The organism is Sphingobium sp., from assembly GCA_035196065.1.
GTDB lineage: Bacteria > Pseudomonadota > Alphaproteobacteria > Sphingomonadales > Sphingomonadaceae > Sphingorhabdus_B > Sphingorhabdus_B rara.
On sequence record CP136575.1, the window covers coordinates 2986846 to 3011947 of the forward strand.

The window sequence follows — 25102 nt, forward strand, 5'->3', positions numbered from 1 at the left end:
TAAGCGAAAAATCAGGTAAAAGGTTCCGTCGGGCTTGCAGCGGGCAGCGTTGCGACTCTATGCAATTGTGATGCCTGCCCAGTCCGCCGATAGCATAGCCGTAATTTTCCTGTCGCACCGAAGCGGACAGGACGAGGCGGGATATAATGCCGCAGCCGAGCGGATGGTGAAGCTTGCAAAGGCCCAGCCGGGCTATATCGGCATGGATTCGGTTCGCGATAGGGACGGCGTCGGCATCACCGTCAGCTATTGGGCCGACGATGCCAGTGCACGCGCCTGGCGCGATCACCCTGAACATGTCGAAATCCGCGAGGCTGGTCGTCAGCGCTGGTATTGCAGTTACGACCTGCATGTCGCGCGGATCGAGCGCAGCTATGACTGGAGCAAAGCCTGATGCCTGCCAAGAATGTGATCCCCGCCGACCGCGTGACCATCCTGTTCCTTGTCATGCTGGTTGCAGCGGCCGGCAATACGGCCATGCAATCTGCTCTGCCTGCGATTGCAAGCCAACTCGACATTGGTGATGTCTGGGTCAGCCTCGCCTTCAGTTGGTCAGCATTGCTTTGGGTCTTGACCGCCCCGAAATGGGCCCGCCTTTCCGACCGGCGCGGACGCAAGCAATTGATGACCATCGGCGTGGTCGGTTTTGCGGCGTCAATGGGGCTGTGTGGGATCGTCCTTTGGATGGGCCTTCACGGTTTGATCGCGCCGACTGCCACCTTCATCGCCTTTGCAATCTTTCGCAGCCTGTATGGCGGGTTCGGATCGGCCTCCCCTCCTGCGGTTCAGGCTTATATCGCGGCGCGCACCGAACGGGCCGAGCGCGCCAAGGCTCTGTCTCTGCTCGCTTCCTCTTTCGGCCTTGGAACGGTCATCGGCCCGGCCCTTACCCACTTTCTTGTTTTCGAACCCTTTGGCCTTGCCGGACCGCTAATCGCTTTCGGAAGTTTTGGTTTTCTGGTGCTGGCTGCGCTGCACTGGCGCTTGCCCAACGATACGCCGCGCTTTGCCGCGCGTGGCATCATCACTTCTTACCCTTCGGCAGCGTCGGTCAACCAGCCCGAACAGGATGAAGCGGGTGAAGAAGACAATGCCCTCCCCCGCGAGGAAATACGCTTGCCCTGGCGCGATAGCAGACTCGTCAACTGGTTCATCGCAGGGCTGATTGGCGGTCATGCGCAGGCATTGATATTGGGCGTAATCGGATTTCTCGTACGCGACCGACTGGGTTTGCACGATCTTCCGAAAGAAACGGTCGAGGCGACAGGGTCGGTGATGTTCGTCGGCGCAATGGCAACGCTGTTGGCGCAATGGGGGATCATTCCCATGCTGTCGATCAGCCCGCGCGCGTCGGTGCTATGGGGTTCTTTCCTAGCGCTTCTTGGCATTGCACTCGTTGGAATCAGCTATGATTTCTATGGGATTACGCTGGGCTTCGCCATCGCCTCACTCGGTTTCGGGCTGTATCGGCCGGGCTTCACCACCGGTTCTTCGCTCGCCGTGCGGCGCGACGAGCAAGGCGATGTTGCCGGCAAAATCGCATCGATCAATGGCACGGCCTATATCTTCACGCCTGCGATAGGGGTGGCCTTGTTCAATTGGTGGGAACCGGCGACCTTCATCCTGATCGGGGCCGCCCTACTTTATCTGATCATTTGGGGACGCCGCAGCCTGGAAGAAATGCCAAGGGCGGGCGAGGCCTGATCAGATTTCAGCGCTCTTGTCGGCGTCGTTATAGATAAAGCCGTAAAGCGGATAAGACGACGTTCCAAGGCCCTTAACCGGGGCATACCAAACGCGCACTTCGCTCCAGTCACCATTGGTCGAAACATCGATCACACGCGCACCGCGTTCCACATGACCGCGACGGCCATCAATCGTCGACCAATTGGAATGGTCGATCAGCACTTCACGATCAGATACGATCTTGCTGACCATAGCGACATGGCCCATCGGCATCGAACGGGTGGGTTTGAAAGTCATCACCGCGCCCAGTTTAGGTTCATCACCGCGGGCGTAGCGGCCCTCGGCCTGATACCACCAAGTCTTGGCATTACCGAAAATTTCGACGCCCGAAATCTGCCGGGCAAAGGGGGCGCACTGCAATGCCATTGCCTGCGCAGGTATCAGCAGAGCAAGCGCACCGAGTGCGGCAAGGCATTTTTTGCGGAACATGGAACAACGACCCCAGATCTTTATCTTGTAGGGGCGTGATGGCTGCGAGGGTGTTTGACCACAACATCTTGTCGGTGACTCGTCGGAGTCACAGGATGAACCGTTGTTCATTTTCAGCCCGTCGCCGGTGAGGCTCAACTCACCGGCGACGGGTGTAAATCAGGCGGCTTTCGCCTTCAGCGAATCGGTGACGGCCACGCCATGGCGTTCCAGTGCCTCGACAATCTTGCCCGCGCCTTCAAGGTCGCCCCAGAACATTGGACCGCCGCGATAGACCGGCCAGCCATAGCCATAGATCCAGACGACATCGATATCCGAGGCGCGCTGCGCCTTGCCCTCTTCGAGGATCTTGTAGCCTTCATTGACCATCGGATAGAGCGTGCGCTCGATAATTTCCTGATCGCTGATCTCGCGCTTTGGCAGGTTGGACGTCGAACGGAATTCCTCAATGATGTCGAGCACTTCGGAAGATGGCGAGCCGACCCGCTTTGCATCATAATCGTAAAAACCCTTGCCGTTCTTCTGACCGAAGCGGCCAGCCGCGCAAAGCGCATCGCGGATCGTCTCTACGCGGGTCGGGTCGCGGTGCCAGCCAATGTCGAGACCTGCAAGGTCGCTCATCTGGAATGGCCCCATCGGCATGCCGAAATCGGTATGCACCTTATCAATCTGCGCTGGCGTTGCACCTTCGAGCAGCAACTGCATCGCAGGTTGTTGCCGCTGGCTGAGCATGCGGTTGCCGATAAAGCCGTGGCAGACGCCTGCAACCACGGCGACCTTGCCGATCTTCTTGCCGATCGCCATCGCTGTTGCCAGCACGTCGTCTGCGGTCTTTTCGCCGCGCACCACTTCAAGCAATTTCATCACATTGGCCGGCGAGAAAAAGTGCATGCCGACCACATCCTGCGGACGCGAGGTCGATGCAGCGATTTCATCCACATCCAGATAGCTGGTGTTCGACGCCAGAATCGCGCCGGCCTTGCAGATCTTATCCAGCTTGCCGAACACGTCCTTCTTTACGTCCATGCTTTCATAGACGGCCTCGATCACAAGATCACAATCGGCAAGGTCGTCAAGGCTGAGCGTGGGCGTGAGCAGCCCCATCATCCCTTCGACCTGCTCGGCCGTAAAGCGGCCCTTTGCGGCAGATGCTTCGTAATTTTTGCGGATGACGCCAACACCCCGGTCGAGATTTTCCTGCACCATCTCGACGATGGTGACGGGAATACCCTTAGCCAAGAAGTTCATCGAAATTCCGCCACCCATGGTGCCTGCACCGATCACGCCGACCTTCTTGATGGCGCGAAGCGCGATGTCCTTGGGCAGGCCATCAATCTTTGCGGCCTGACGCTCGGCAAAGAACATGTGACGCTGCGCGGCCGACTGGCTGCCAGACATCAGCTTCACAAATTCGGCCCGTTCGAACTTTAGGCCGTCTTCAATGTTCGGGTTTTCGGCTGCGGCAGCAACGCAGCGCAAATTCGCATAGGGCGCTTCAAAGCCTTTCCACTTGCGAACATTTTCCGCCTCAAGCTTGGCAATAATCGCAATGTCACCCTTGACCGGCAGGTCGCGGGTGTGGCGCGGGCCCTTGGCAACGCATTCGCGGGCAAAGGCCACGGCATCGGCAGCAAGGCTGTCTTCACCGGCCAACTTGTCGATCAACCCCGTGTCGAGCGCTTTCTGCGCCGAAATGGGTTCACCGAGCGAGGTCATGACAGCCGCCTGTTCGATCCCGACAAGGCGCGGTAAGCGCTGCGTTCCGCCCGCCCCAGGCAACAGGCCGAGCTTGACCTCGGGCACGCCCAGCTTTGCCGAAGGAACGGCGATGCGATAATGGCAGACCAGCGTGGTTTCGAGGCCACCGCCCAATGCCGTGCCATGGATCGCCGCAACGACCGGCTTGGTCGCCATTTCGATGGTGTTGAGCACCGAGTTGAAATCCGGCCCTTGCGGGGGCTTTCCAAATTCGGTGATGTCCGCGCCGGCGATGAAAGTCTGCCCTTCGCAGCGGATGACAATCGCCTGCACGCTGTCATCCTTCAGGCCCTGTTCGATACCGTCGGAAATGCCCTGGCGGACATGCCAGCTGAGGGCGTTCACCGGCGGATTGTTTACCGACAGGATCAGGATTTCACCGTCTTGGGAGGTGGTTACCGATTGCATTACTATCTCCACTTTTGTCAGGCGGCCAAGGCCGCATACATCATTGTCCGAATTTCGCGTCGGATCGGGTAGGTCGAAGATGGCGCAAGCTGCGTCATGAAAATCATGATCAGATCCTCGACCGGATCAATCAGGAAGGCGGTCGAATACATGCCGCCCCAGTAAAATTCGCCCTTTGATCCGGCCAACATCGTGGCCGCTGGATCGATATTGCAGGCAAAGCCGAGGCCGAAACCAATACCGGCATTTTCTGCCTCGCTGAACAGGGATTTGCTGTGCTGTGTCAGGTCACCGCCGCCGGGCAGATGGTTGGCAACCATCAGTTCCAACGTCTTGGGGCTGATGACCTGCACACCGTCCAAGGCGCCACCGTTCAGCAGCATCCGGCAAAAGCGGTGATAATCGGGGATGGTCGAGGCAAGTCCACCGCCGCCCGATTCAAATTTCCACCCCTGCGCCCAAAGGCTTTCGGAACCGGGCTTGTCGGTCTGCACCATATTCTGTGTTGGATGAAAGGCATAGCAATCGGGGATGCGGTGCGCCTCGCTGGCCGCCACCTTGAACCCTGTATCCTTCATACCCAGCGGTTCGAAAATATGCTCGCGGAAATAATCACCCAGCGACTGGCCCGAAATGCGTTCAACAAGAACCCCAAGAACATCGGTTGAAACCGAATAGTTCCAACTCGTGCCCGGATCAAATTCAAGCGGGATCTTCGCCAGATGGTCGATGAAGCTCTGGCTGTCATTCTTCACCCAATGCTCAAGCTCGGTCTTGCGATAGGCGGCATCGACCGGCGTGCGTTCCTGAAAGCTGTAGGTGAAGCCCGTAGTATGGCGCAGCACATCGATGATGTTGAGCCGCGTCACCGGCGGGCGCGTGATGAAGGGCACATTTCCGCCACCGCTGACAAAGACGCCCAAATCGGCAAATTCGGGAATATATTTGGCCACCGGCTCGCTGAGCGCGACCTTGCCTTGCTCAACAAGCTGCATGAAGGCGATCGAGGTGATCGGCTTGGTCATGCTGGCGATACGGAAAATCGCATCGCCATCTACGCCAGAGGCCCAGCTGTGCGCGACCTCATCCCCTCGCCCGATGAGCAAGGCACCGAAAGGCAGTTTTCCGCTGTCCAGATATTTCGTCTGGATATGCGCGCCGATCCGGTCAAGCCGGTCGGGCAGGAAACCGAGTTGTTGTGCCGTGCTGCTATTCATAGCATTCCCTTTTCTTCCCTCCCGCAAGCAGGAGGGGGATGATTAATGCGCCGTCTGTCCCAGCAATTGCCGGGTAACCGGATGCGAGCTGGTAAGGCCGCCATCAACCGCAATGGCCTGCCCGTTGACATAGCTTGCCTGATCAGAAGCCAGAAATAATGCAACATTGGCAAGCTCGTCGGGCTGGGCCGCGCGCTTCAGCGGGTTCAATTGCCCGACCTTGTGCATTACATCTTTGGCACGGGCATAATCGAAGGTCGGCTTGGTCATCCCGGTTTCGGTAAGGCCGGGGCAGATTGCGTTCACGCGCACACCAGACGTCGTCAACTGTTGCGCCGCTGTCTTGGCAAGATTGATCACACCGGCTTTCGACGCCGAATAGGTCAGCGGACCCGCGCCGGAATTGAGACCGGCCACACTGGCCGTCAGCACGATTGCGCCGCCGCGTCCCTGATCGACCATTGCCTTGCCCGCATGTTTCACCATCAGCGCAGGGCCAATGACGTTCACACGGAATGTTTCGGCCATGCTGGCCGGATCGATTTCGAAAATCCCGCCCATGTCGCCGATGATCCCGGCATTGGCAAAGGCGACATCAAGGCCACCATAGTTGGACGTGGCGGTCTCAACCAGCTTTGCCACATCGGCCTCAACCCCGGCGTCAATCTGCAGCGCGGTCACAGTGCCGCCGGCAGCTTCGACCATTTTAGCGGTCTCAAATACAGCTTCGCTCTTGTCGCCGATCACCAGCTTTGCCCCTTCGGCGGCAAAGCGCAGCGCCGAGGCGCGGCCGATGCCCGATCCTGCGCCGGTAATGATTGCGACCTTATCTGCCAACGCACCCATGCTCATCCTCCTGAAATCGTGTTACCGCCGTCGATGACGATGGTCTGACCGGTTGTGAAGCCCCCGGCCTTGCTTGCAAGAAATACCGCAGCGCCTGCAATTTCGTGCGGCTCGCCAATGCGGCGTAGCGATGACCGGCGCGTTGAAATTTCCAGCGTTTCCGGGTTTTCCCACAATGCGCGGGCAAAATCGGTCTTGATCAAGCCCGGCGCGATGCAATTCACGCGCACACCCTGCGGGCCGAATTCGTCAGCCAGATTGCGCGCCATCTGCATGTCGGCCGCCTTGGAAATGCAATAGATGCCGATCACTGTCGACGCCTTGATCCCGCCCACAGACGATACGATCGTGATCGATCCATCACGGCGTTCCAGCATTTCAGGGGCGACCATGTGGATCAGCCAATGGTTGGACAATATGTTATTGTCCATAATCTTGCGAAACTGATCATCGCTGATCCCTGCCGACGGGCCATAATAGGGGTTCGACGCCGCGTTGCACACCAGCGCGGTGATCTTGCCAAAGGCCCTGCGCGTCTCATCAACCAGATTCTGCAGATCTGCCTTTGACGAAATGTTCGCGGCAACCGCAATCGCAGTGCCCGCCCCATATTTCGCATTAATCTCTGCCGCGACCGTATCGCAGACATCCTGCTTACGGCTGGAAATGACGACCTTGGCGCCTTGCTCGGCCATTTCCTCGGCAATGGCCTTGCCAATGCCGCGCGATGAACCGGTGATAAGGGCCACCTGCCCTGTCATGTTGAAAAGGGACATTCTAAATCCTTCTATTTTATGGCCCCTGCACAGGCAGGGGCCGAAGGAAGTTTGCACAACATGCTTTGGGCAAACTTATGGCGACCCTGCATTCGCAGGGAGGACGCTGATTTACGCCCCGGCCTTCTTCGCAAATTCCCAGGCGCATTCCGCAAGCGGGGCAACACGTTCGGACATGGCCTTGGCCTGTGCCGAACTGGCGGTGCCGTCGATCACCCGCTTCTTGATGCCCTGGATGATGCCTGCCAGCCGGAAGAAGTTATAGGCGAAATACCAGTTGAGATCGGGGATGCCGTCGCGTCCGGTTGCCTTGCAATAACGTTCGACCACTTCCTCAAGCTCCGGGATGCCCAGCGCCTTGCGATCAAGATCCATCACACCAGAACGGCCGGCATTTTCGGTAACCCAGGCCATTGCAACATAGGTGAAATCGGCCAGCGGATCGCCAAGCGTCGACAATTCCCAATCAAGCACGGCGAGGCACTTTGTCCCGTCGCGTTCAAAAATCGCATTGTCGATGCGGAAGTCACCATGGACCACGCTGGTCCGCGTCTGTTCTGGCAGCGTTGCTGGCAGCCATTCGATCAGCCGCTCCATTGGCTCCATCGTCTCTGTCTCGGACAGCCGATACTGCTTGGTCCAACGATCAACTTGACGGCCGAAATAATTGCCGGGCTTGCCAAAATCGGCAAGGCCTGCATCCTCAATCGGGGTGTTATGCAACCGGGCGAGCACGTCAATCATCTCGAAATAGACCGCGCGCCGTTCCTCTGGATTGCTGCCGGGCATCGCGCCATCCCAGATGGTGCGGCCATCTACCATATCCATCACATAGAACCAGCTTCCGATGACGGCATCATCGGTGCACAGCCCATATTGGCGGGCGACGGGAAAGCCGGTTTTGTGCAATCCGGCCTGCACCTTATATTCGCGGTCCACGGCATGGGCAGAGGGCAACAACGGACCAAAGGGCTTGCGCCGCAATACATAATTATGGCTGTCGGTTGCGATCTTATACGTCGGGTTCGACTGGCCGCCCTTGAACTTGCCGAGATGTAGAGGGCCTTTGAAACCCTCCACATTCGCTTCCATCCATTGCGTCAGTTTCGCTTCGTCGAGACGATCGGCCCCTTCGGGCTCGACCGTACCGACAAATGTTTCCTGTGCGTTGATCGGGGCAGCTTCGCTCATTGATCGAAAACGATCACGCTCCGTGCGCTATCGCCCTTCTTCATCTTTTCGAAGCCTTCATTGATACCCTCCAACGGGATGCGTTCGGCTATGATGCTGTCGAGATCGAGCAGACCGCGCATGTAGAAGTCGACAAGGCGCGGAATGTCGACGGGGAAACGGTTGTTGCCCATGATTGCGCCCTGCAGTTTCTTGCCCGAAAGCAGGTCCATCGCCGACAGACCGACCGAATGCTGCAACGGCATCATCCCAAGGATCGTTGCTGTTCCGCCGCGGCGCAGCGATTTCACTGCCAGTTCGCCCGAAGCAGGACGGCCCACGGCCTCAATCGCATGATCAACGCCGCCCTTGCTGATTTCAAGGATCTGCGCAGCGGCATCATCTGCCAACGCATCGACAACATCAGTTGCGCCCAGTTTGATCGCCAGTTCCCGCTTTTCGGGGATCGGATCGGCTGCGATGATGCGGCCAGCGCCAGCAATCTTCGCTGCATTGATCGTCGCAAGCCCGACGCCGCCACAGCCGACGACCGCAACCGTCTCGCCGGGCGTGACCTTGCAGGCGTTGAAGATTGTGCCAGCCCCGGTGGTAACCGCACAACCGATCACTGCCGCCCGGTCGAGCGGCATTTCCGGATTGATGCGGGTACAGGCATGTTCGTGGATCAGCATCATTTCGGCAAATGCCGAAAGGTTGAGCATCTGGTTGACCGGCGAACCATCGGGCCGGGATAGGCGCGAAGCCTCACCCGGGCCGCGCCGCGTATCGCCGCCAAGGCACAGCGACATGCGCCCGGTGACGCAATATTCGCAATGGCCGCAAAACGCGGACAGGCAGGTGATCACGGCATCGCCGACCTTCACCGTGCGTACTTCCGAACCGACCGCCTCGACAATGCCGGCGGCTTCATGGCCGGGCACTGCGGGCAGCGGGTGCGGATAGGCACCGTCAATGAAGTGGAGATCCGAATGGCACAGGCCGCAGGCAGCGTTGCGGATCAGCACTTCGTGCGGACCCGGCTTCGCTATTTGCAGCGTTTCGATCTCGAGCGGTTTGCCCGGCTGGACGAGGACTGCGGCCTTCATCAGCGTGTCGCCGCCATGTGGCCGCTCGACATTTCAACGCCGCCGCGAACACCGCCATATTTGCCCAGTTCCATGCGTGCAATGGCACGGTTGTGGACTTCATCGGGGCCGTCAGCGAGGCGCAGCGTGCGCTGATGCGCGTAAGCCGATGCCAGACCGAAATCTTCGGAAACGCCGCCGCCGCCATGCGCCTGAATGGCGTCGTCAATGATTTTCAGCGCCATATTGGGTGCCTGCACCTTGATCATCGCGATCTCGTTTGCAGAAGCCTTGTTGCCGACCGTATCCATCATATGCGCGGCCTTAAGGCAGAGAAGGCGGGTCATTTCGATGTCGATGCGTGCGCGGGCAATACGTTCGTGCCAGACGCTATGTTCGGCAATGGTCTTGCCAAAAGCGACGCGGCTGGTGAGGCGCTTGCACATCTTCTCCAGCGCTTCTTCGGCGACGCCGATGGTGCGCATGCAGTGATGAATGCGGCCCGGCCCGAGGCGCCCTTGCGCGATTTCGAACCCACGACCTTCGCCGAGGACGACATTTTCGACCGGAACGCGAACGTCTTTCAGTTCGACTTCCATATGGCCGTGCGGTGCATCATCATATCCGAAAACCGGTAGGTGGCGGAGGATGTTCACACCCGGCGCATCCATAGGGACGATGATCTGCGACTGCTGCTGGTGACGCTGCGCGCCGCCATCGGTCTTGCCCATGACGATCGCCACCTTGCAGCGCGGATCGCCAAGGCCTGAGGACCACCATTTGCGGCCGTTGATTACATATTCATCGCCTTCGCGGCGCATTTCGGTCTGGATATTGGTCGCATCGGACGAAGCGACTCCCGGTTCGGTCATCAGGAATGCGGAACGGATTTCGCCGTTCATCAGCGGGATAAGCCACTTTTTCTTCTGTTCTGCCGTGCCATAACGGTTGAACACTTCCATATTGCCGGTGTCGGGTGCCGAGCAGTTGAACACTTCAGAGGCAAAGCCAACGCGACCCATTTCCTCAGCGCACAGCGCATATTCGACATTGGTCAACTGCGGCCCGTCAAATTCGACCGTGGTATCCAGATGCGGATTTGCGCCCTGTGGCGGCATGAACAGGTTCCAGATGCCAGCAGCCTTGGCCCGGGCCTTTTCCTCTTCCACGACCTGCAGCACCTTCCAGCGCTCACCGGTGGCATCTTCCTTTTTATAATCACCAACGCGCGGACGCAGATAGGTATCGATGTGGTTCTTGACGCGGTCGCGCCAATAGGTTTCGCGTTCGGTGAAGGTAAAGTCCATGCGATTCGTCCTCTTTTAATCGTCCGGTTAACATCAATTCCTTGGGCTTATCCGCCCACTGCTTCAACTGTTTTTTCGCCGCGCAACTGACGCACGCGCGCCTCATGATCTGCCCTGTTGATCGGAAAGCGGCTCATGATCGAAACACTGGCCGTTGCGAGTATCCCCAGCGCCACAATATAGCCGATCCCCAGCGTCTGCAGAACGGGCTGGGCAACCTCACCCGGCACTGCTTTCTGCGGCAATCCTGCCAGGCTGATTATCGTGCCTGTGATGAAAATGCCAAATCCGTGCGAGCATTTCTGCACAAAGAAATAGCCCGAAAAAAACAGCCCCTCCGCCCGTTCGCCGGTGCGCGCTTCGGAATCCTCAATGACGTCAGCCGCCATCGACTGGCCAAGCATGGCACTGCAAACAGCGAAGCTGTTGGAGATGGTCACCAGCGTGAACAGCAACGGAATCAGCAGCGGGCTGCCATTTCCGGGGAATAGGTCAGCAAAACGCAGCAGATAGGGCAGCAGCGTAAAGATGAGTGAGACGATGCCGCACAGCACCGCAGCCGTGCGCTTTTCCATCCGTGATTGCAGCAGTCCGACAAGGAAGAAGGACCCGATCACGCCAACAAACAAGGTCAGCGAATAGGCAAGAAAGCCTTCCTGCGGCATTTCCCAGAAATAGGTCAGCATATAAGTCGTGATCGAAAAAGCGACACCCTGGCTGACAAAGGCGAAAAGCGAGGCGAGAATTAGGATCAGATAAGCGCGGTTGGAAAGAGTGCGCCCGATCTGCCGGAATGTCTCGCCCAACGGCAAATGGGTGGGTGCGGTATCGGGCAGCTTTGCAATCCGCCGATGCGTGGTAAGCGCCGCGGTGGTGGTCGCAATGATCATCAGGAGCGCGCCGGTCCAGCCATAAAGTTCATAGCCATCTTTATTGAGCTGGCCGACGGGATATTCCGCACTAGGCACAAGGAACACCGCAAAAGCGAGAAGCAGCATCAACAGCCCCCCCGCCCAACCGAACAGGAAACGCCAGCGCGTGATTTCCGTGCGCTCGTCATAATCCGCCGATAGCGCGGGTACGATCGAAAGTGCCGGCACCTCGTAACAAGAAACCGCCGCCCGCAAGAGAAAGGCAAAGAGCAGCAGGTAGAGATACAGGCTTTCCTGCGGCAATGTTTCCGGCGGATGCCATAACATGATCCAGCTTGCCGCCATGGGCAGGATCGCGGCATACATCCACGGGTGACGTTTGCCCCAACGGCTGTGCGTCTTGTCGCTCCAATAGCCGACCAGCGGATCGATCACTGCGTCGAGCAGCAATGCAATCAGCAGGATGAAACCTGCGGTACCGGCATCAAGCCCGAGCACCTGATTGTAGAACAGCAGCAACAATGTCGCAAAGCCATTGTCTTTGACGCCGTAGGCGACCGAGCCGAAGCCATTGCCGAGCTTTACGCGCAGCGGCAGTTTGGCCGCTAAATTCATCCCTGTGCGGACCCGATGAAATTCTGCAGTGAGTCAAACATCGCCGGACTGTTTTCATCCCAGCTATGGCGCGGTCCGATCGTGATACCGCCATCAACGACCATATGTGCACCAGTAATGAAACGCGCTTCGTCGCTTGCCAGATAGGCGACCATCGAGGCGATATCATCGGGGTTGCCGCCGCCCTTTACCGGCTGGGCATGGGCGGCAACTTCGTGGATCACCACATTGGCCTCGTCGCGCTTCTCATCGGGAACTTCAAGCGCGGAGGCAAAGATGTTGGTCTTGATGAAGCCGGGACAGATCGCGTTGACGCGAATGTCGTGCCGCGCAAGGTCGGCCGCGGCGAGTTTTGACAGATGCAGCACGCCCGCCTTGGCAACCGCATAGGCTGACGGCGAATAGCCCGCACCCAAAGAAGCGACGCTGGCAGTGTTGACAATCGATGCCCCCGCGCGGCCCTTCATATGCGGCACGGCATAGCGGATGCCCATGGCGACCGAGCGCAACAGCAGGTTCATCGTCCGGTCCCAGCCTTCGGGATCAATCTCGTCAATGGGTGCGCGATCGCCCGCTGCGCCGGCATTATTGAACACAACGTCGATGCCGCCGGTCGTTTCGGCGGCAAAATCCATCAGGGCCTTGATCGCCGCGACATCACAGACATCAGTCTGTTTGAAGATGATCTTGCCATTGGAGGTTGCAGCCAGTTCGGCACCGCCAGCGGCGTCGATATCAGCGGCGATGACGGTCGCGCCTTCCGATGCCAGTCGCAGGCATGCCGCCTTGCCAATGCCTGATGCTGCCCCGGTGACAACCGCGGTCTTGCCGACGAATCTCATATCTCTCTCCTACCTCCGATTCACCGCCTATCCTGTCCCTCAAAATCGACCCGGTCAACGGCTGCAAAAATGCCGTTACGGAAAGGCGGGACGGCAAGTTGACGCTTGCGTAAACCCCGTAAAAAGACATAGTGATTCTGTCTGTTTTGAGGAGAATCCCCATGAGCGATCTGGATCAATTCCGGTCTGAAATCCGTGCCTGGATAGAGGCGAACTGCCCGCCAGAAATGCGCACCCCTGCCCGCGGCGACGATGACGTCTGCTGGGGCGGCCGCAATTTCGTCTTTCAGTCAGAAGCCCAGAAACAATGGCTTGAACGCTGTGCCGAAAAGGGCCTGACCGTTCCCGACTGGCCAAAAGCCTATGGCGGTGCCGGGCTCAGCGCAGCGGAAACCAAGATTTTCCGGCAAGAAATCGCCCGCGCCGGCGCGCGCAGCCCGCTCAACAGCTTTGGCATCTGGATGCTTGGCCCGGCGCTGCTCAAATTCGGGACCGAGGAACAGAAACTGCATTATCTGCCGCCGATTGCACGCGGCGAGATCCGTTGGTGCCAAGGCTATTCCGAACCGGGTTCAGGTTCGGACCTTGTCAGCTTGCAGACCTATGGCGAGGACAAGGGCGACCATTGGGTGGTCAACGGCCAGAAGATCTGGACGAGCTATGCCGACAAGGCCGACTGGATTTTCTGCCTGGTCCGCACCAACAAGGAAGACAAATATCACGGCATCAGCTTCCTGTTGTTCGACATGACCACGCCGGGCGTGACGACGAAGCCGATCAAGTTGATCAGCGGCTATTCGCCTTTCTGCGAAACCTTTTTCGACAATGTCGTCGTTCCAAAGCACCAGATTGTCGGCGAACTGAACCGTGGATGGGACGTCGCCAAATATCTGCTCGGTCATGAACGGGAAATGATCTCGAACATGGGCGGCGGCGATGGCGGCACAGCCTCGCTTGGTGGCGGCATCAAGGATGCGCTCGATGATCAGCCGATATTGCGCGCGCAGCTTGCGATGTTCGACGTCGAAAGCCTTGCTTTCCGTGCACATAGCGAACGCTTCATGGACGAATGGAAGACAGGTAAGGCCCATCCGGCCTATTCGAACCTGATGAAATATATCGGCACCGAACTGAATAAGCAGCGCCACGAACTGGTGATGGCCGCTGGCGGTTCGGACGCGCTGGAATGGGATAGCGAACGGTCGAGCGGCGGTAAGAAGCCGCGCGACTGGCTGCGCACCAAGGCCAATTCGATCGAGGGCGGCACCAGCGAGGTCATGCTCAACGTTGTTGCGAAGCGCATATTGGAAATGCCGGGGGCATAACCCCACTTCGCCTGCGGAAGGGGCCGGGGGAGGGCCCTTTCTGACGCGACTTTTTCTGCCCCTCCCCTGATCCCACCCCAAGCGGGCCGGGAAACCAAGGATGACTGCTATGGCAATGGTATATAATGACGACCAGTCGATGCTGCGCGACAGCGCGCGCGACTTCATGAAAAGCGAAGCGCCGGTCGCGCATCTGCGCAAATATCGCGACATGAACTGCAAGGATGGTTTCGGCCACGCCTTGTGGAAACAATTTGCGGAAATGGGCTTCACCGGCATCCTCATTCCTGAAGATGATGGCGGTCTTGGCATGGGCCATATCGAGGCAGGCATCGTTCTTGAAGAAATCGGCCGTAACCTGACGCCCTCCCCCTTCCTTTCCACCTCGGTCGTAGCCGTCGAAGCTCTAAAGGCTGCCGACAAGGCAATGCGCGACCGCTGGTTCCCCGGTATCCTCTCAGGTGAAACGGTAATTGGCATCGCTATCGACGAAGGCAAAAAGCACCATCCCGAAAAAATTGCGCTGAAGGCCGAGCGTTCAGGCAATGGCTTCAAACTCACCGGCGCGAAGCAATTTGTCGTGCAGGGATCGTCTTCGGATATGCTGATTGTTGCCGCGCGCACGGCAGGTGCCGCTGGTGAGACCGCAGGCATCACCATGTTTGCAGTCGAAAAGGATGCAGCGGGCCTTTCCATGGATGCCGCCCGCACAGTCGACTCGGCTATGGCCGCGCGCATTGCCTTTGACGGCGTCGAAGTTACGGCGGACGCGGTGATCGGCGAAGTGGATGGCGGCTGGGAAGTGCTTGGCAAAATGCTCAACGCCGGACGTACCGGATCGGCCGCCGAAATGGTCGGCGTCGGCACCGGCGCCATGGAATTGACCTTCGACTATCTGAAACAGCGCAAGCAATTCGGAAAACTGATCGGTGAGTTTCAGGCGTTACAACATCGTGCCGCCCATCTTTACGGTGAGATGGAAATGGCACGTTCAGCAGTGCTGAAGGCGCAGAATTTCCTCGACGATGGCGATCCGCGCGGCGAGCTTTACGCCTCTGTTGCCAAGGCAAAGGCAGGGCTTGCTTGCAATCTTTCGGTGCGCGAAGGCGTGCAGATGCACGGCGGGATCGGGATGACCGACGAATATGACATCGGCCTCTATATGAAACGCGACCGCGCGCTCGCCGAATTCATGGGCGACATCTATTTCCATGCCGACCGTGTGGCGCGGCTGAACGGATACTAACCCCAGCCCCGAATGCGGGGCAGGCATCAATGGAGTTTTTTATGAACCTCAATTCACTCTTTGGACTTGAAGGCCGCGTTGCCTTGGTCACCGGCGGATCGCGCGGAATTGGCGCGATGATCGTTGAAGGCTATCTCGCCGCCGGTATCGAGCGCGTCTATATCAGCGCGCGCAAGGTTGATCAGGTCGAGGCAGCTATTGCCCGTTTTGGCCCCAAAGTTATCGGCCTGCCCATGGATATCTCCACCGTAGAGGGATGCCGTGCGCTTGCCGCAGAGATCGGCGCACGGGAGGAAAAACTCGACATCTTGGTCAACAATGCCGGTGCCGCCTGGGGAGAGCCTTATGAAAGCTTTGGCGAATCGGGTTGGGACAAGGTGATGGACCTCAACGTCAAATCGCTCTTCTTCCTTACCCAGGCACTGACCCCCAAGTTGAAGGCTGCGGGCAGTTTCGACCGTCCGGCCAAGGTGATCAATATTGCGTCGATCGACGGGCTGAAGATCAATCCCTGGGAAACCTATAGCTATCAGGCATCAAAGGCCGCAGTCATTCACCTCACGCGGCGGCTGGCGGCCGAGTTGGCACGTCAGAATGTGCTGGTGTCTGGAATTGCACCGGGTGCATTTCAGTCGGATATGAACAAGGCTGCCCGCGATTTCGGCGACCAGGTTGGTAAGAATATCCCCTTCCCGCGCATCGGTACGACCGAAGACATGGCGGGTCTTGCCATCTTCCTGGCCGCGCGTTCGGGCGATTATATTGTTGGAGAAACAATAGCTTGTGACGGCGGCATCGTGAATGCATCGCTGCCCGGAAACACCATCGAGGCCTGATTTTTCAGGCCCTTTGAAAGCGCAATCAGGCCCAGTTGCACGTTATGCAACTGGGCAAATTGTTTTCGCAATTGCACAATAAACGTTGGGCGACCAAATGGCTCTCAACGGAAACGATACTTTCCAAATTTGACGGGCCGGGCACTCTCCTCCTCCTCTCCCCGCCCGCCCGTTGATACGAAGCGGCCTTCACGCTCAGCGTGAAGGCCGTATTCGTTTGTGCGATTGTTTCCCGGTATCGTACGAAGATTCCGCTGGCGTGAAACGCCGCAGCTTATGCTCCAACATATCCACCGCAAACCGGTCCTCCTGTGGATAAGTTGCGTAAATCCTGTTGTGCGACTCAGTCATGGATGAGAGCTTTGTCTTGTCAGGCAGAGACGCCGAAGCGCAAAGCGGATTGGAAACAGGAAGCTAAGCACTGCGGAAAAACTGCAGGATACCTCGCCGGATTGCTTCAGAAGCGCAAGCGGAAGAAACAGGAAAAGCAGAGGTTGCTGCTGGACAACGAACGTCAAGTGCGGGCCAAGGCCTCACCGCCAAAGCCAACGCCGGGCGGGATAGCAAAAGCAGTCAGGCAAACCGGCGTTCCTTCGGGATCGCCGGGGAGCCGGACGCCAGAAACCGGAAAGAATGGCCCTAGCGGCCAAGGACTTCCAATATCAGGCGCAGTGGGCGCTGGCAGCGATGCCAGCGCCCATTATCGTTTGAGAGGCCCAATGGCCCGACATATTGGCCGCAGCCAAAGCTGCCAGCCGCCCTCATCATTTCGATACTGCAATAATCTTGCCGGCGTGATGCGCGTCACGCTCCGAATCAACCGGTTCCTGCCAAAACTGGCTCGCGACCCGGTTGGCGCGGATCTCCCTGCGTCAACATCCTGCCGGGGGCGGAATGTGCAAACATTCCGTTCCTCGGCTTTTTTATACTGCGGATTTAAGCAGCCAATCGTGGAAGATGCGCACCGCGCGTTGTTTCAATGCGCGCGGCCGGCACACGAACCAATAGCTGTAAGGGCTTTCAACCTCGATATCGAAGAGACGCACGAGCCGCGGATCTCTGGCGTCGGACAAATGGCTGCCGTGCATGATTGCGACGCCCAGCCCGTTCGCCGCAGCTTCCAGCATCAACTGTCCACTGTCGATATGGTCAATCGCGGCAGGTTTCAGTCGGGGTGCACCAATAGCCTGTCGCCAGGCGTCAAAGACCAGCGGCATATCGCTATGGACCAGAACAGTCTGGTTCGCGAGGTCGGACGGGTGCTGCAGCTTCTGCTCACGCGCCAGTGTTTCCGATGCGATAGCATAGACGGTGTTGCGGTCGAGCCGTACCGAATACAAGCGCGGATCAACCTGATCGGCAATGATGATCGCCGCATCCACCACGTCACCCAGCAGATTTTCTGCATGGGCAGAGGTATCGAGATCGATATGCAATTTGGGGAACAGCTTGCGCAATTCCGGCAAGCGGGGGATCAGGCGCTGCGAACCGAACAGAGGCAACAATCCCAAACGCAGGCGATATTCACCGCCCTGCCCGGACAATTCATCAACCGCCTCTGCCAGCGATTCCAGCGCGGGTTCGATAGCCTTCAACAAAGCCGCACCGTCGGAGTTCAAGATCATCGCCTGTGCCTTGCGGTCGAACAGCGGCTTACCCATGAAATCTTCAAGCGCCTTGATCCGTCGGCTGAGCGCCGGGGGCGAAAGCCCGAGTTCGGAAGCAGCCGCCTTTGCTGAACCCAGCTTGGCGATACGGACAAAGGCTTCGAGCGAGCGAAGGGGCGGAAGACGGCGCATAGGTGACAAACTCTCCGCTTTTGTGCGGCGCGCAAAGATAGGCTTTACCCCATAGCTGCGCACTTTCGCATGTTTTTCCTCGCCAAAGCGGCTAACATTGGTTGCAAAATTTGCAATCAAAAAAATTTTGTTCGCACTTGCACAATAAATTCAGACGGCCCATATAGGCGGGGCCTTACAGGCATCCTCTCCTAAAGACTTTCCGAGGCTGGTGGTTTCCACCGGCCTCTTTTTTTGCCTGTTGCCTCGCCCTTCCCGACTTGTCGAAACTATCAGGCGCTTTGTGCTGATCGTCGTTCCGAGCCTCAAAGGCAGCGCGCGGCGCGGCGGATGGAACTAGAAATCGACCTGCTCATAATAGGGGGGAGGCGTTATGCTCTCCATCCGCTCTGATAGCAGCGGGCGGAAACTGGGCCGGCTCTTGAACATCGAATACCAGCTTTTGGTCTGTTCATGCCCGCTCCAGTCGATACCGCCGAGATAATCCGCGACTGAAATCTGGGCCGCTGCTGCAAGATCGGCCATGCTCATCGTCGGACCCGCCATCCAGGCACGGTGATCGATCAGATAATCGATATAATCCAGATGCCCATTAGCGAGGCGCATCGCTTCGCGCAGCACATTGCTGTCTGGCGGCTGACGATGGACGATCCGCTTCTTCATCCGTTCATGCAACAAGGGCGCCGTCACATCTCCAAAGAACTGCTGGTCGAACCAGGCAACCAGCCGGCGGATTTCGGCGCGATAGGCGGTCGAACCGCTGATCATCGGCGCAGTGTCGCTGATTTCCTCAATATATTCGCCAATAGCGACCGAATCAGCAAGCGTCAGGTTGCGCGCAGGATCGATCAAAACGGGCGTACGCGCCGCCGGATTCATGTACAGAAAATCGTCCCTATGTTCCCAGGGGTTTTCGCGCACCAGACTGTAAGCGATGCCCTTCTCCCCCATTTGCAAGCGCACCTTGCGCGAAAAGGGACAAAGCGGGAATTGCAGGAGTTGCCACATGACTGCCCTGTTAGGGAAGCGCGCCGTGAAAGGGAAGTCGGGAGTTGGTTTTTGCGCAGTTGCGCGCCGCTAACGTCAACGCCGGATCAGCGGAGCGAGCCTCAATGAAGCGTGCCCGCTGTCATTTCGAGATTGAGGATCGTCACCAGCCGTTCGATCTGTCGCCAACGGCAAAAATGGATATGGTTTCCGAGATTGCGGCTTGCCTCTGCCCGTTCAGCAGCTTCCAGCCCAGCGGCATCGCCAAAACGGGCGATGAGGGCCTGCGCCTCGCGCACATCGCGGGCGTTTACGTAAAACGATAGATTCATGGATGCAGAACGATCCTTAAAAACTGCAAGGTTGCAGGCTGACCGGGGTGTGGCCTGCCTGCATTTCTGTCTATAGCGATCAGCCATGGAGGAAGCCTTCCGACACATGGTTACCTGAAGCTTATCCAAAAGAGGGCAGCCACTTGAACGCTTGCTACCCGCCCCCCTTCGGTGGCATGGGGCGGCAATGGCAACATCGAACACACCCGGCAATGGCGACCGTCCCACAATGGCAGGCGGCATTTTTCTTTTCATCAGCCTGTTGGTCGGCGCAATTGCAGGCACGGCCTTGGGTCAACCCTCGCTTGGCACGATCACCGGTTTTATCGTCGGCAGCGCACTGGCGCTGACCGTCTGGCTGGTTGACCGGAATCGCGCGAAAAAAGGAAACTGACATGCGCAAACATATCCTTGGATTTTCCGCATTCGTGCTGTTTCTTGCCGTTATCGGCATCTGGTTTGCCTTGCGACCCGATGTTGCGCAGTTGCCGCTTTCCAAGGTGACGGGCGTCGATCCCGCGATCACCGATGCGCGTGAGGAAATGGTTCCAACGGTTTCAGTCGCCACGGCTATTGGCTGGAAAGCCGGCGAAACCCCGGTTGCCGCCGAGGGCCTGGTAGTGGAACGTTTTGCCGAAGGACTGGATCATCCGCGCAATGTCTATGTGCTGCCCAATGGCGATATTTTGGTGGCAGAAACCAATGCACCTGCAAACCGTATGAAGGGCCTTGAAGGCTGGATCGCCGAAAAGCTGTTCAGCAAGGCTGGCGCTGCCGTGCCTTCGGCCAATCGCATCACTTTGCTGCGAGATGGCGACGGCGACGGCAAGGCAGAGCTGCGTACCGCCTTTCTTGAAGGGCTCAACTCACCCTTCGGCATGGCACTGATTGGCGATACGCTCTATGTCGCCAATACCGACGCCATACTCGCTTTCCCCTACAAGACGGGCGACACCAAGATCGCGGCAGAGGGCAAAAAGATTCTTGAGCTGAATGCCAAGGCCCCGAACAATCATTGGACGCGCAACCTGGCGGCCAGCCCCGATGGCAAGAAGCTTTACATCGCGGTCGGATCGAACAGCAATATCGGCGAGAACGGCCTCGATACCGAACGCGGGCGCGCGCAAGTCATTGAGCTCGACCTCGCAACCGGCAAGTCGGGTGCCTATAGCTCGGGCCTGCGCAATCCCGTCGGCCTTGACTGGGATAGCAAGGGCCAGCTTTGGACGGTTGTCAACGAACGCGACATGCTCGGTTCCGATACCGTGCCTGACTATCTGGCGGTCGTAGAATTTGGCGCAGATTATGGCTGGCCCCACCATTATTGGGGCGGCTTCACCGATCATCGGGTAAAGCCCGGAAAACCGGAAAAGCGGCAATATGAACGGCGCCCCGATTATGCGCTGGGTGTGCACACCGCGCCGCTGGGCCTCGTCTTTGCCGACCGCGCAAAACTGGGCGGACCCTTTACCAGCGGAGCGTTTATCGCGCGCCATGGTTCATGGAACCGTGTGCCCAAATCGGGCTATGACGTGATCTTCGTGCCGTTCAAAAATGGACAGCCGACCGGCCAGCCTCTGAACGTGCTCACCGCTTTCCTCGACAAGGATGAACAGGCGCGTGGTCGCCCCACAACGGTGGCCGTCGACAAGTCTGGTGCCCTGTTGGTCAGCGATGATGTCGGCAATATAATCTGGCGCGTTCGCGCGAAGGGTTAAGCCGGTTGGCGCGTTAAGCGGGGTAAAGGCCCGCAATATCGGGCCCTCGATTGAAAGAAGGTCCCAATGGCGATCGATGCCGCAATTGCAATGAACCGCTTCGGTCTGGGCGCGCGCTCTGGCGCTGCTGCGCCCGAAAGGCCGGCACGCTGGCTGCTTGACCAGTTGGGGCGCCATGATCCGCGCCCCCCGGCAATTGCGGCGTTACCGCCGCGCAGCGAACTGATCGGCGCGATCCGCGATCTTCGACAGGACAGGCAGCAACGCCGCTCGATGGCGGAAGACAAACCCGCAGACGATGCCGCAGCCGCAGCCGACCGGGATCTCAACAATTATCGCACGGCGGTACGCGGGCAATATGTCGCGGCAGTTGATGCACGGCTCGGTGTGGCGCTATCGTCCGACACCGATTTTGCCGAGCGGCTGGTGCATTTCTGGGCAAATCATTTCGCTATATCGATCGACAAAATTGTCACCGTGGGCCTTGCCGGGAATTTCGAATTTGAAGCGATAAGGCCGCATATCCTTGGCAGCTTTGCCGATCTGCTAAAATCAGCGATCCGGCACCCGGCGATGCTGCTCTACCTTGATCAGGCACAGTCGATCGGCCCAAACAGCCTGCTTGCCCGGCGCATCGGTGCGCGAAGCGACCGCGAAATCGGCCTCAACGAAAATCTGGCGCGCGAGATACTCGAACTGCATACGCTGGGTGATCGAACCGCCTTTACCCAAGAAGATGTCACCGAATTTGCCAAGGCAATGACCGGGCTCACCGTGGCTGGACTTGGCAGACCGCAATTGCAGCGCGCCCTGGGGACCGACAAGTCGCCGGGCGATGCAGTGTTTGCCGATGCGCTGCACGAACCCGGCAATCGCACAATTGCGGGGCGTAGCTATGGCGGAGGCGGCGCGCAGGCGCTGGATAGGATCCTCGACGATCTGGCTATGCATCCCGCAACCGCCCGGCACATCGCCACAAAACTCGCCCGGCATTTCGTGACCGACGATCCGCCTGCCCCACTGGTGGCGCGGTTGGAGGCTGTCTTCCTGAAGACAGGCGGCAACCTGCCCGCCATATATAGGGCGCTGGTCGAAGCACCCGAAAGCTGGCGAATGCCCGTCGCCAAATTCAAAAGCCCGTGGGAATGGACGGTCTCTGCCTTGCGGGCGCTGTCGGTCACCGATTTCCCGGGTCGGGCCCAGGCCGCGGTCGGCTTGTTCACCCAGCTGGGCCAACCGGTCTGGCGTCCCGGATCACCCAAGGGTTTTGGCGATATCAGCGCAGACTGGGCGGGCCCGGCCGCGCTGATGCGCCGGGTGGAAACGGCAGGCCGCTTTGCCCGGCTGGCCGCAAACCGCGTCGACGCGCGACAATTGGCACCTGCCATCCTACCCGGAACGCTCGGCCCGCTGACAGCCGAACAGATCGCCCGCGCCGAAAGCCCCGAACAGGGGTTGGCATTGCTGCTCGTTTCACCCGAATTCCTGCGGAGATAATCCGATGATCCTCAATCGCCGCCATCTTGTGCTGTCGGGACTCGCCGGGACGGGTATTGCCCTTGCCCCGCGCATCGCCTTTGCCGCCGCCGAAACCGACCGGCGCTTCATCTTCATCATTCAGCGCGGCGCCGCCGACGGTCTGGCCATTTTGGCCCCGACCGGCGATCCCGTCTTTGCGGCTGCACGCGGAGAGATCGCGGCCAGCGCTGCAAGCGGGGCCGCGCTGGACAGCCTCTTCACGCTGCATCCGGAAATGAAAGCGAGCGCCGCATTATTCGGGCAAAAACAGGCCGCCTTTGTCCATGCGATTGCCTCTGGCTATCGGGAACGTTCGCATTTTGACGGGCAGAACATGCTCGAAACCGCAGGCACCCGTCCTTATGGCCGCGACGATGGCTGGATGAACCGGTTGCTCACACTGCTTCCCAAGGGCGAAAGCAAGGCCATTGCCTTTGCCAACGCCATCCCGCCAGCGCTGCGCGGCCCGATAGCGGTCAGCAGCTACGCCCCCTCGCGCCTGCCCGACGCCAATGCCGCGCTGCTCGAACGGGTCGCCATGCTTTATGCCGAGGACCGCGAGCTGGCGCCATTATGGCAAAGCGCGACCCAGACCGAAGCCATGGCAATGGGCAGCGACCCGGCAGGACGCGGCGGCGCAGCGGCCGGAAAGCTGGTCGCCAGCCTGATGGCAGGTAGCGACGGTGCCCGTGTTGCGATGGTCGAAACTGGCGGCTGGGATACGCATATCAATCAGGACGGGCGGCTGGGCGCGGTGTTAAAGGGTGTCGATGACATGATCGATGCCCTGCGCATCGACCTTGGACCAGCGTGGGATAAGACACTGGTGCTGGTCGCGACCGAATTCGGGCGCACCGTGCATGTCAACGGGACGCGCGGCACCGACCATGGCACCGGATCGGCAGCATTGCTCTATGGAGGCGCACTGGCCAGCGGCGGCACGGTGCGTTCGGATTGGCCGGGGCTTGCCACCGGACAATTGTTCGAAGGTCGCGACCTCAGGCCGACGATGCGGTTTGAAAGCGTCGCGGTCGGGGCACTTTCGGCGCATTACGGCATCGATCCCGTTTTGATGCGCCGAACAGTGTTTCCAGATTACAGCTGACGCGCCGCCCGATCAATTTCCATAAGCTGCCCGTTCGACCGCGCCGAGGAAATCGAGCGCGCCGGCATCGCCAAAGGGTGCAAGCTGGCTCATCATCACGCCGGCAACGCCATTTGTCGGGTCGATCCAATAATAGCTGTTGAAAATCCCCGCCCAGGCCAAGCTGCCCGGCGCGCGGCCATTGGGGCCTTGTTCGGGATTGATCAGAAAACCCAGACCCCATCCGGTGTGCTGGTCGGGGAAGGTATCATAAGGCCGGGCAAGATCGGGCATTGCCGTTCCCATATAACCGGCACGCAAGGGGGCGACCTGATTGCGCGCCATTTCCGCGACGCTGGCTTCGGATAGCACGCGCGTGCCATCCAATTCACCACCGCGCAGGATCATGCGGACGAACTGGCCATAATCGGCTGCGGTTGAACTCAGGCCGCCGCCGCCCATGTCGAACTCGCCACCGCCCAGAAAGATGGGCTGGGTGGCAAAGCCGCCATCGGGAAGCCGCGCATGCACCTTTGCTGCATCGTCGGGCAGCGCATCGCGGAAAGCGGTCGCCGTCATGCCGAGCGGGGCAAGCAGATTATCCTGAAGATAGGCGCCCAGCCGCTGGCCGGTCGCCGCCTCGATCGCAAGACCAACCCAATCGGTCGCGACGCTATATTCCCACTTTTCGCCTGGATCGAACATCAGCGGCATCTGGATTGACGCGAGCGATCCGGGGGCTGGCATCCCGGTTGCGGCATAATAGCGCAATATTTCCGGGTGGATGAAGAAATAGCCGAGCCCTGCCGTATGCGTCAGCAGATGGCGCAGCGTGATTGGCCGGCTTGCGGCGCGCAAAATCGGTTCGCCGCCGTCCGAAAAGCCGGAGAGGACCTGCGGCGCCGCCAGTTGCGGCAACAAATCTCCAACCGGGGCATCGAGATCGAGCCGGCCCTGTTCGACCAGCTGCATCGCCCCTGCGGAAACGACCGCCTTGGTCATCGACGCAATCTGGAAGACGGTATCGACCTCCATCGCCTGCCCGCTAATGGCATCGGCGTGGCCATAAGCACCCGTAAAGCGCACCCCATCCCGGTCAGCGATCAGCGCCACCGCGCCCGGAATTGCCGCTTGTGCAAAGGCTGCCTGCAGTTGTGCTTCTATCCCCATCTCGTCTCTCCCCCTC

General features: G+C 59.0%; 23 protein-coding genes. 9 read left to right on the forward strand and 14 right to left on the reverse strand.

All coding sequences use genetic code 11. From position 1 onward, the window contains the following. The first annotated feature begins 70 nt into the window (after positions 1–70). Positions 71–394 carry an antibiotic biosynthesis monooxygenase gene (locus tag RSE16_14375; GenBank protein WRH75865.1) on the forward strand — a complete coding sequence of 108 codons (324 nt, stop codon included), beginning with the start codon at positions 71–73 and terminating at the stop codon, positions 392–394. Continuing rightward, complete coding sequence (locus RSE16_14380) at positions 394–1704, forward strand: MFS transporter (protein ID WRH75866.1); 1311 nt, start codon at positions 394–396, stop codon at positions 1702–1704. Before RSE16_14375 ends, RSE16_14380 begins: the two co-directional genes overlap by 1 nt. On the opposite strand, the gene RSE16_14385 is transcribed toward RSE16_14380, so the two are convergent. From RSE16_14385 to RSE16_14430, 10 genes are all read right to left on the reverse strand, one after another. Next, the gene (locus RSE16_14385) at positions 1705–2175 is read right to left on the reverse strand and encodes a CHAP domain-containing protein (protein WRH75867.1); all 471 of its coding nucleotides are present in this window, start codon (positions 2173–2175) and stop codon (positions 1705–1707) included. 159 nt (positions 2176–2334) lie between these two features. After that, complete coding sequence (locus RSE16_14390) at positions 2335–4341, reverse strand: 3-hydroxyacyl-CoA dehydrogenase NAD-binding domain-containing protein (protein WRH75868.1); 2007 nt, start codon at positions 4339–4341, stop codon at positions 2335–2337. A 17-nt stretch (positions 4342–4358) separates the two neighbouring features. Then, positions 4359–5558 carry a serine hydrolase gene (locus tag RSE16_14395; GenBank protein WRH75869.1) on the reverse strand — a complete coding sequence of 400 codons (1200 nt, stop codon included), beginning with the start codon at positions 5556–5558 and terminating at the stop codon, positions 4359–4361. 42 nt (positions 5559–5600) lie between these two features. After that, complete coding sequence (locus RSE16_14400) at positions 5601–6404, reverse strand: SDR family oxidoreductase (GenBank protein ID WRH75870.1); 804 nt, start codon at positions 6402–6404, stop codon at positions 5601–5603. Positions 6405–6406: 2 nt separating this feature from the next. Next, a complete protein-coding gene (locus RSE16_14405) occupies positions 6407–7180 on the reverse strand; it encodes an SDR family oxidoreductase (protein ID WRH75871.1) in 774 nt (257 codons plus the stop codon). Positions 7181–7291: 111 nt separating this feature from the next. Further along, a complete protein-coding gene (locus RSE16_14410; protein ID WRH75872.1) occupies positions 7292–8371 on the reverse strand; it encodes a phosphotransferase family protein in 1080 nt (359 codons plus the stop codon). Further along, positions 8368–9456: a Zn-dependent alcohol dehydrogenase gene (locus RSE16_14415; GenBank protein WRH75873.1), complete on the reverse strand. Its 1089-nt coding sequence runs from the start codon at positions 9454–9456 to the stop codon at positions 8368–8370. Before RSE16_14415 ends, RSE16_14410 begins: the two co-directional genes overlap by 4 nt. Then, complete coding sequence (locus tag RSE16_14420) at positions 9456–10742, reverse strand: acyl-CoA dehydrogenase family protein (GenBank protein ID WRH75874.1); 1287 nt, start codon at positions 10740–10742, stop codon at positions 9456–9458. The genes RSE16_14415 and RSE16_14420 overlap by 1 nt, the downstream gene beginning before the upstream one ends. A 47-nt stretch (positions 10743–10789) precedes the next feature. Continuing rightward, positions 10790–12229, reverse strand: a complete 1440-nt coding sequence (locus RSE16_14425; protein ID WRH75875.1) for an MFS transporter — start codon at positions 12227–12229, stop codon at positions 10790–10792. Then, entirely contained in the window at positions 12226–13071 is an 846-nt protein-coding gene (locus tag RSE16_14430) for an SDR family NAD(P)-dependent oxidoreductase (GenBank protein WRH75876.1), read from the reverse strand. Before RSE16_14430 ends, RSE16_14425 begins: the two co-directional genes overlap by 4 nt. 161 nt (positions 13072–13232) lie before the next feature. On the opposite strand from RSE16_14430, the gene RSE16_14435 reads away from it, so the two are divergent. The 3 genes from RSE16_14435 (at position 13233) to RSE16_14445 (ending at position 16478) form a co-directional block, all read left to right on the forward strand. Continuing rightward, complete coding sequence (locus tag RSE16_14435) at positions 13233–14396, forward strand: acyl-CoA dehydrogenase family protein (protein ID WRH75877.1); 1164 nt, start codon at positions 13233–13235, stop codon at positions 14394–14396. Positions 14397–14505: 109 nt separating this feature from the next. Beyond that, on the forward strand, positions 14506–15642 hold the full coding sequence (locus RSE16_14440) for an acyl-CoA dehydrogenase family protein (protein ID WRH75878.1): 1137 nt from the start codon (positions 14506–14508) through the stop codon (positions 15640–15642). A gap of 41 nt (positions 15643–15683) precedes the next feature. Next, entirely contained in the window at positions 15684–16478 is a 795-nt protein-coding gene (locus RSE16_14445; protein ID WRH75879.1) for an SDR family oxidoreductase, read from the forward strand. Positions 16479–17401: 923 nt separating this feature from the next. On the opposite strand, the gene RSE16_14450 is transcribed toward RSE16_14445, so the two are convergent. The 3 genes from RSE16_14450 to RSE16_14460 all read right to left on the reverse strand — a co-directional run bounded on the left by RSE16_14450 (position 17402) and on the right by RSE16_14460 (position 19596). After that, positions 17402–18277 carry a LysR substrate-binding domain-containing protein gene (locus RSE16_14450; protein WRH75880.1) on the reverse strand — a complete coding sequence of 292 codons (876 nt, stop codon included), beginning with the start codon at positions 18275–18277 and terminating at the stop codon, positions 17402–17404. Between the two features lie 336 nt (positions 18278–18613). Further along, positions 18614–19285, reverse strand: coding sequence for a glutathione S-transferase family protein (locus RSE16_14455; GenBank protein WRH75881.1), 672 nt, complete (start codon positions 19283–19285; stop codon positions 18614–18616). A gap of 101 nt (positions 19286–19386) precedes the next feature. Next, entirely contained in the window at positions 19387–19596 is a 210-nt protein-coding gene (locus tag RSE16_14460; protein ID WRH75882.1) for a hypothetical protein, read from the reverse strand. Between the two features lie 187 nt (positions 19597–19783). Between RSE16_14460 and RSE16_14465 the strand changes: the two genes are divergently transcribed. The 4 genes from RSE16_14465 (at position 19784) to RSE16_14480 (ending at position 23937) form a co-directional block, all read left to right on the forward strand. Further along, a complete protein-coding gene (locus tag RSE16_14465) occupies positions 19784–19990 on the forward strand; it encodes a hypothetical protein (GenBank protein ID WRH75883.1) in 207 nt (68 codons plus the stop codon). A 1-nt stretch (position 19991) separates the two neighbouring features. Then, positions 19992–21314 carry a sorbosone dehydrogenase family protein gene (locus RSE16_14470; protein WRH75884.1) on the forward strand — a complete coding sequence of 441 codons (1323 nt, stop codon included), beginning with the start codon at positions 19992–19994 and terminating at the stop codon, positions 21312–21314. Between the two features lie 66 nt (positions 21315–21380). Further along, positions 21381–22811, forward strand: a complete 1431-nt coding sequence (locus RSE16_14475; GenBank protein ID WRH75885.1) for a DUF1800 domain-containing protein — start codon at positions 21381–21383, stop codon at positions 22809–22811. A gap of 4 nt (positions 22812–22815) precedes the next feature. Beyond that, positions 22816–23937 (forward strand): DUF1501 domain-containing protein, encoded by a 1122-nt coding sequence (locus tag RSE16_14480; protein ID WRH75886.1) that lies wholly within the window; start codon positions 22816–22818, stop codon positions 23935–23937. Between the two features lie 12 nt (positions 23938–23949). Here RSE16_14480 and RSE16_14485 read toward each other — a convergent pair whose 3' ends face one another. Further along, positions 23950–25086: a serine hydrolase domain-containing protein gene (locus RSE16_14485; protein WRH75887.1), complete on the reverse strand. Its 1137-nt coding sequence runs from the start codon at positions 25084–25086 to the stop codon at positions 23950–23952. Positions 25087–25102 lie beyond the last annotated feature (16 nt).

Excerpts from the sequence above, each read along its gene's own strand:
- RSE16_14375 (WRH75865.1), top strand. The coding sequence starts at position 71 with ATGCCTGCCCAGTCCGCCGATAGCATAGCCGTAATTTTCCTGTCGCAC.
- RSE16_14380 (WRH75866.1), top strand. The coding sequence starts at position 394 with ATGCCTGCCAAGAATGTGATCCCCGCCGACCGCGTGACCATCCTGTTC.
- RSE16_14385 (WRH75867.1), bottom strand. The coding sequence starts at position 2,175 with ATGTTCCGCAAAAAATGCCTTGCCGCACTCGGTGCGCTTGCTCTGCTG.
- RSE16_14390 (WRH75868.1), bottom strand. The coding sequence starts at position 4,341 with ATGCAATCGGTAACCACCTCCCAAGACGGTGAAATCCTGATCCTGTCG.
- RSE16_14395 (WRH75869.1), bottom strand. The coding sequence starts at position 5,558 with ATGAATAGCAGCACGGCACAACAACTCGGTTTCCTGCCCGACCGGCTT.
- RSE16_14400 (WRH75870.1), bottom strand. The coding sequence starts at position 6,404 with ATGGGTGCGTTGGCAGATAAGGTCGCAATCATTACCGGCGCAGGATCG.
- RSE16_14405 (WRH75871.1), bottom strand. The coding sequence starts at position 7,180 with ATGTCCCTTTTCAACATGACAGGGCAGGTGGCCCTTATCACCGGTTCA.
- RSE16_14410 (WRH75872.1), bottom strand. The coding sequence starts at position 8,371 with ATGAGCGAAGCTGCCCCGATCAACGCACAGGAAACATTTGTCGGTACG.
- RSE16_14415 (WRH75873.1), bottom strand. The coding sequence starts at position 9,456 with ATGAAGGCCGCAGTCCTCGTCCAGCCGGGCAAACCGCTCGAGATCGAA.
- RSE16_14420 (WRH75874.1), bottom strand. The coding sequence starts at position 10,742 with ATGGACTTTACCTTCACCGAACGCGAAACCTATTGGCGCGACCGCGTC.
- RSE16_14425 (WRH75875.1), bottom strand. The coding sequence starts at position 12,229 with ATGAATTTAGCGGCCAAACTGCCGCTGCGCGTAAAGCTCGGCAATGGC.
- RSE16_14430 (WRH75876.1), bottom strand. The coding sequence starts at position 13,071 with ATGAGATTCGTCGGCAAGACCGCGGTTGTCACCGGGGCAGCATCAGGC.
- RSE16_14435 (WRH75877.1), top strand. The coding sequence starts at position 13,233 with ATGAGCGATCTGGATCAATTCCGGTCTGAAATCCGTGCCTGGATAGAG.
- RSE16_14440 (WRH75878.1), top strand. The coding sequence starts at position 14,506 with ATGGCAATGGTATATAATGACGACCAGTCGATGCTGCGCGACAGCGCG.
- RSE16_14445 (WRH75879.1), top strand. The coding sequence starts at position 15,684 with ATGAACCTCAATTCACTCTTTGGACTTGAAGGCCGCGTTGCCTTGGTC.
- RSE16_14450 (WRH75880.1), bottom strand. The coding sequence starts at position 18,277 with ATGCGCCGTCTTCCGCCCCTTCGCTCGCTCGAAGCCTTTGTCCGTATC.
- RSE16_14455 (WRH75881.1), bottom strand. The coding sequence starts at position 19,285 with ATGTGGCAACTCCTGCAATTCCCGCTTTGTCCCTTTTCGCGCAAGGTG.
- RSE16_14460 (WRH75882.1), bottom strand. The coding sequence starts at position 19,596 with ATGAATCTATCGTTTTACGTAAACGCCCGCGATGTGCGCGAGGCGCAG.
- RSE16_14465 (WRH75883.1), top strand. The coding sequence starts at position 19,784 with ATGGCAACATCGAACACACCCGGCAATGGCGACCGTCCCACAATGGCA.
- RSE16_14470 (WRH75884.1), top strand. The coding sequence starts at position 19,992 with ATGCGCAAACATATCCTTGGATTTTCCGCATTCGTGCTGTTTCTTGCC.
- RSE16_14475 (WRH75885.1), top strand. The coding sequence starts at position 21,381 with ATGGCGATCGATGCCGCAATTGCAATGAACCGCTTCGGTCTGGGCGCG.
- RSE16_14480 (WRH75886.1), top strand. The coding sequence starts at position 22,816 with ATGATCCTCAATCGCCGCCATCTTGTGCTGTCGGGACTCGCCGGGACG.
- RSE16_14485 (WRH75887.1), bottom strand. The coding sequence starts at position 25,086 with ATGGGGATAGAAGCACAACTGCAGGCAGCCTTTGCACAAGCGGCAATT.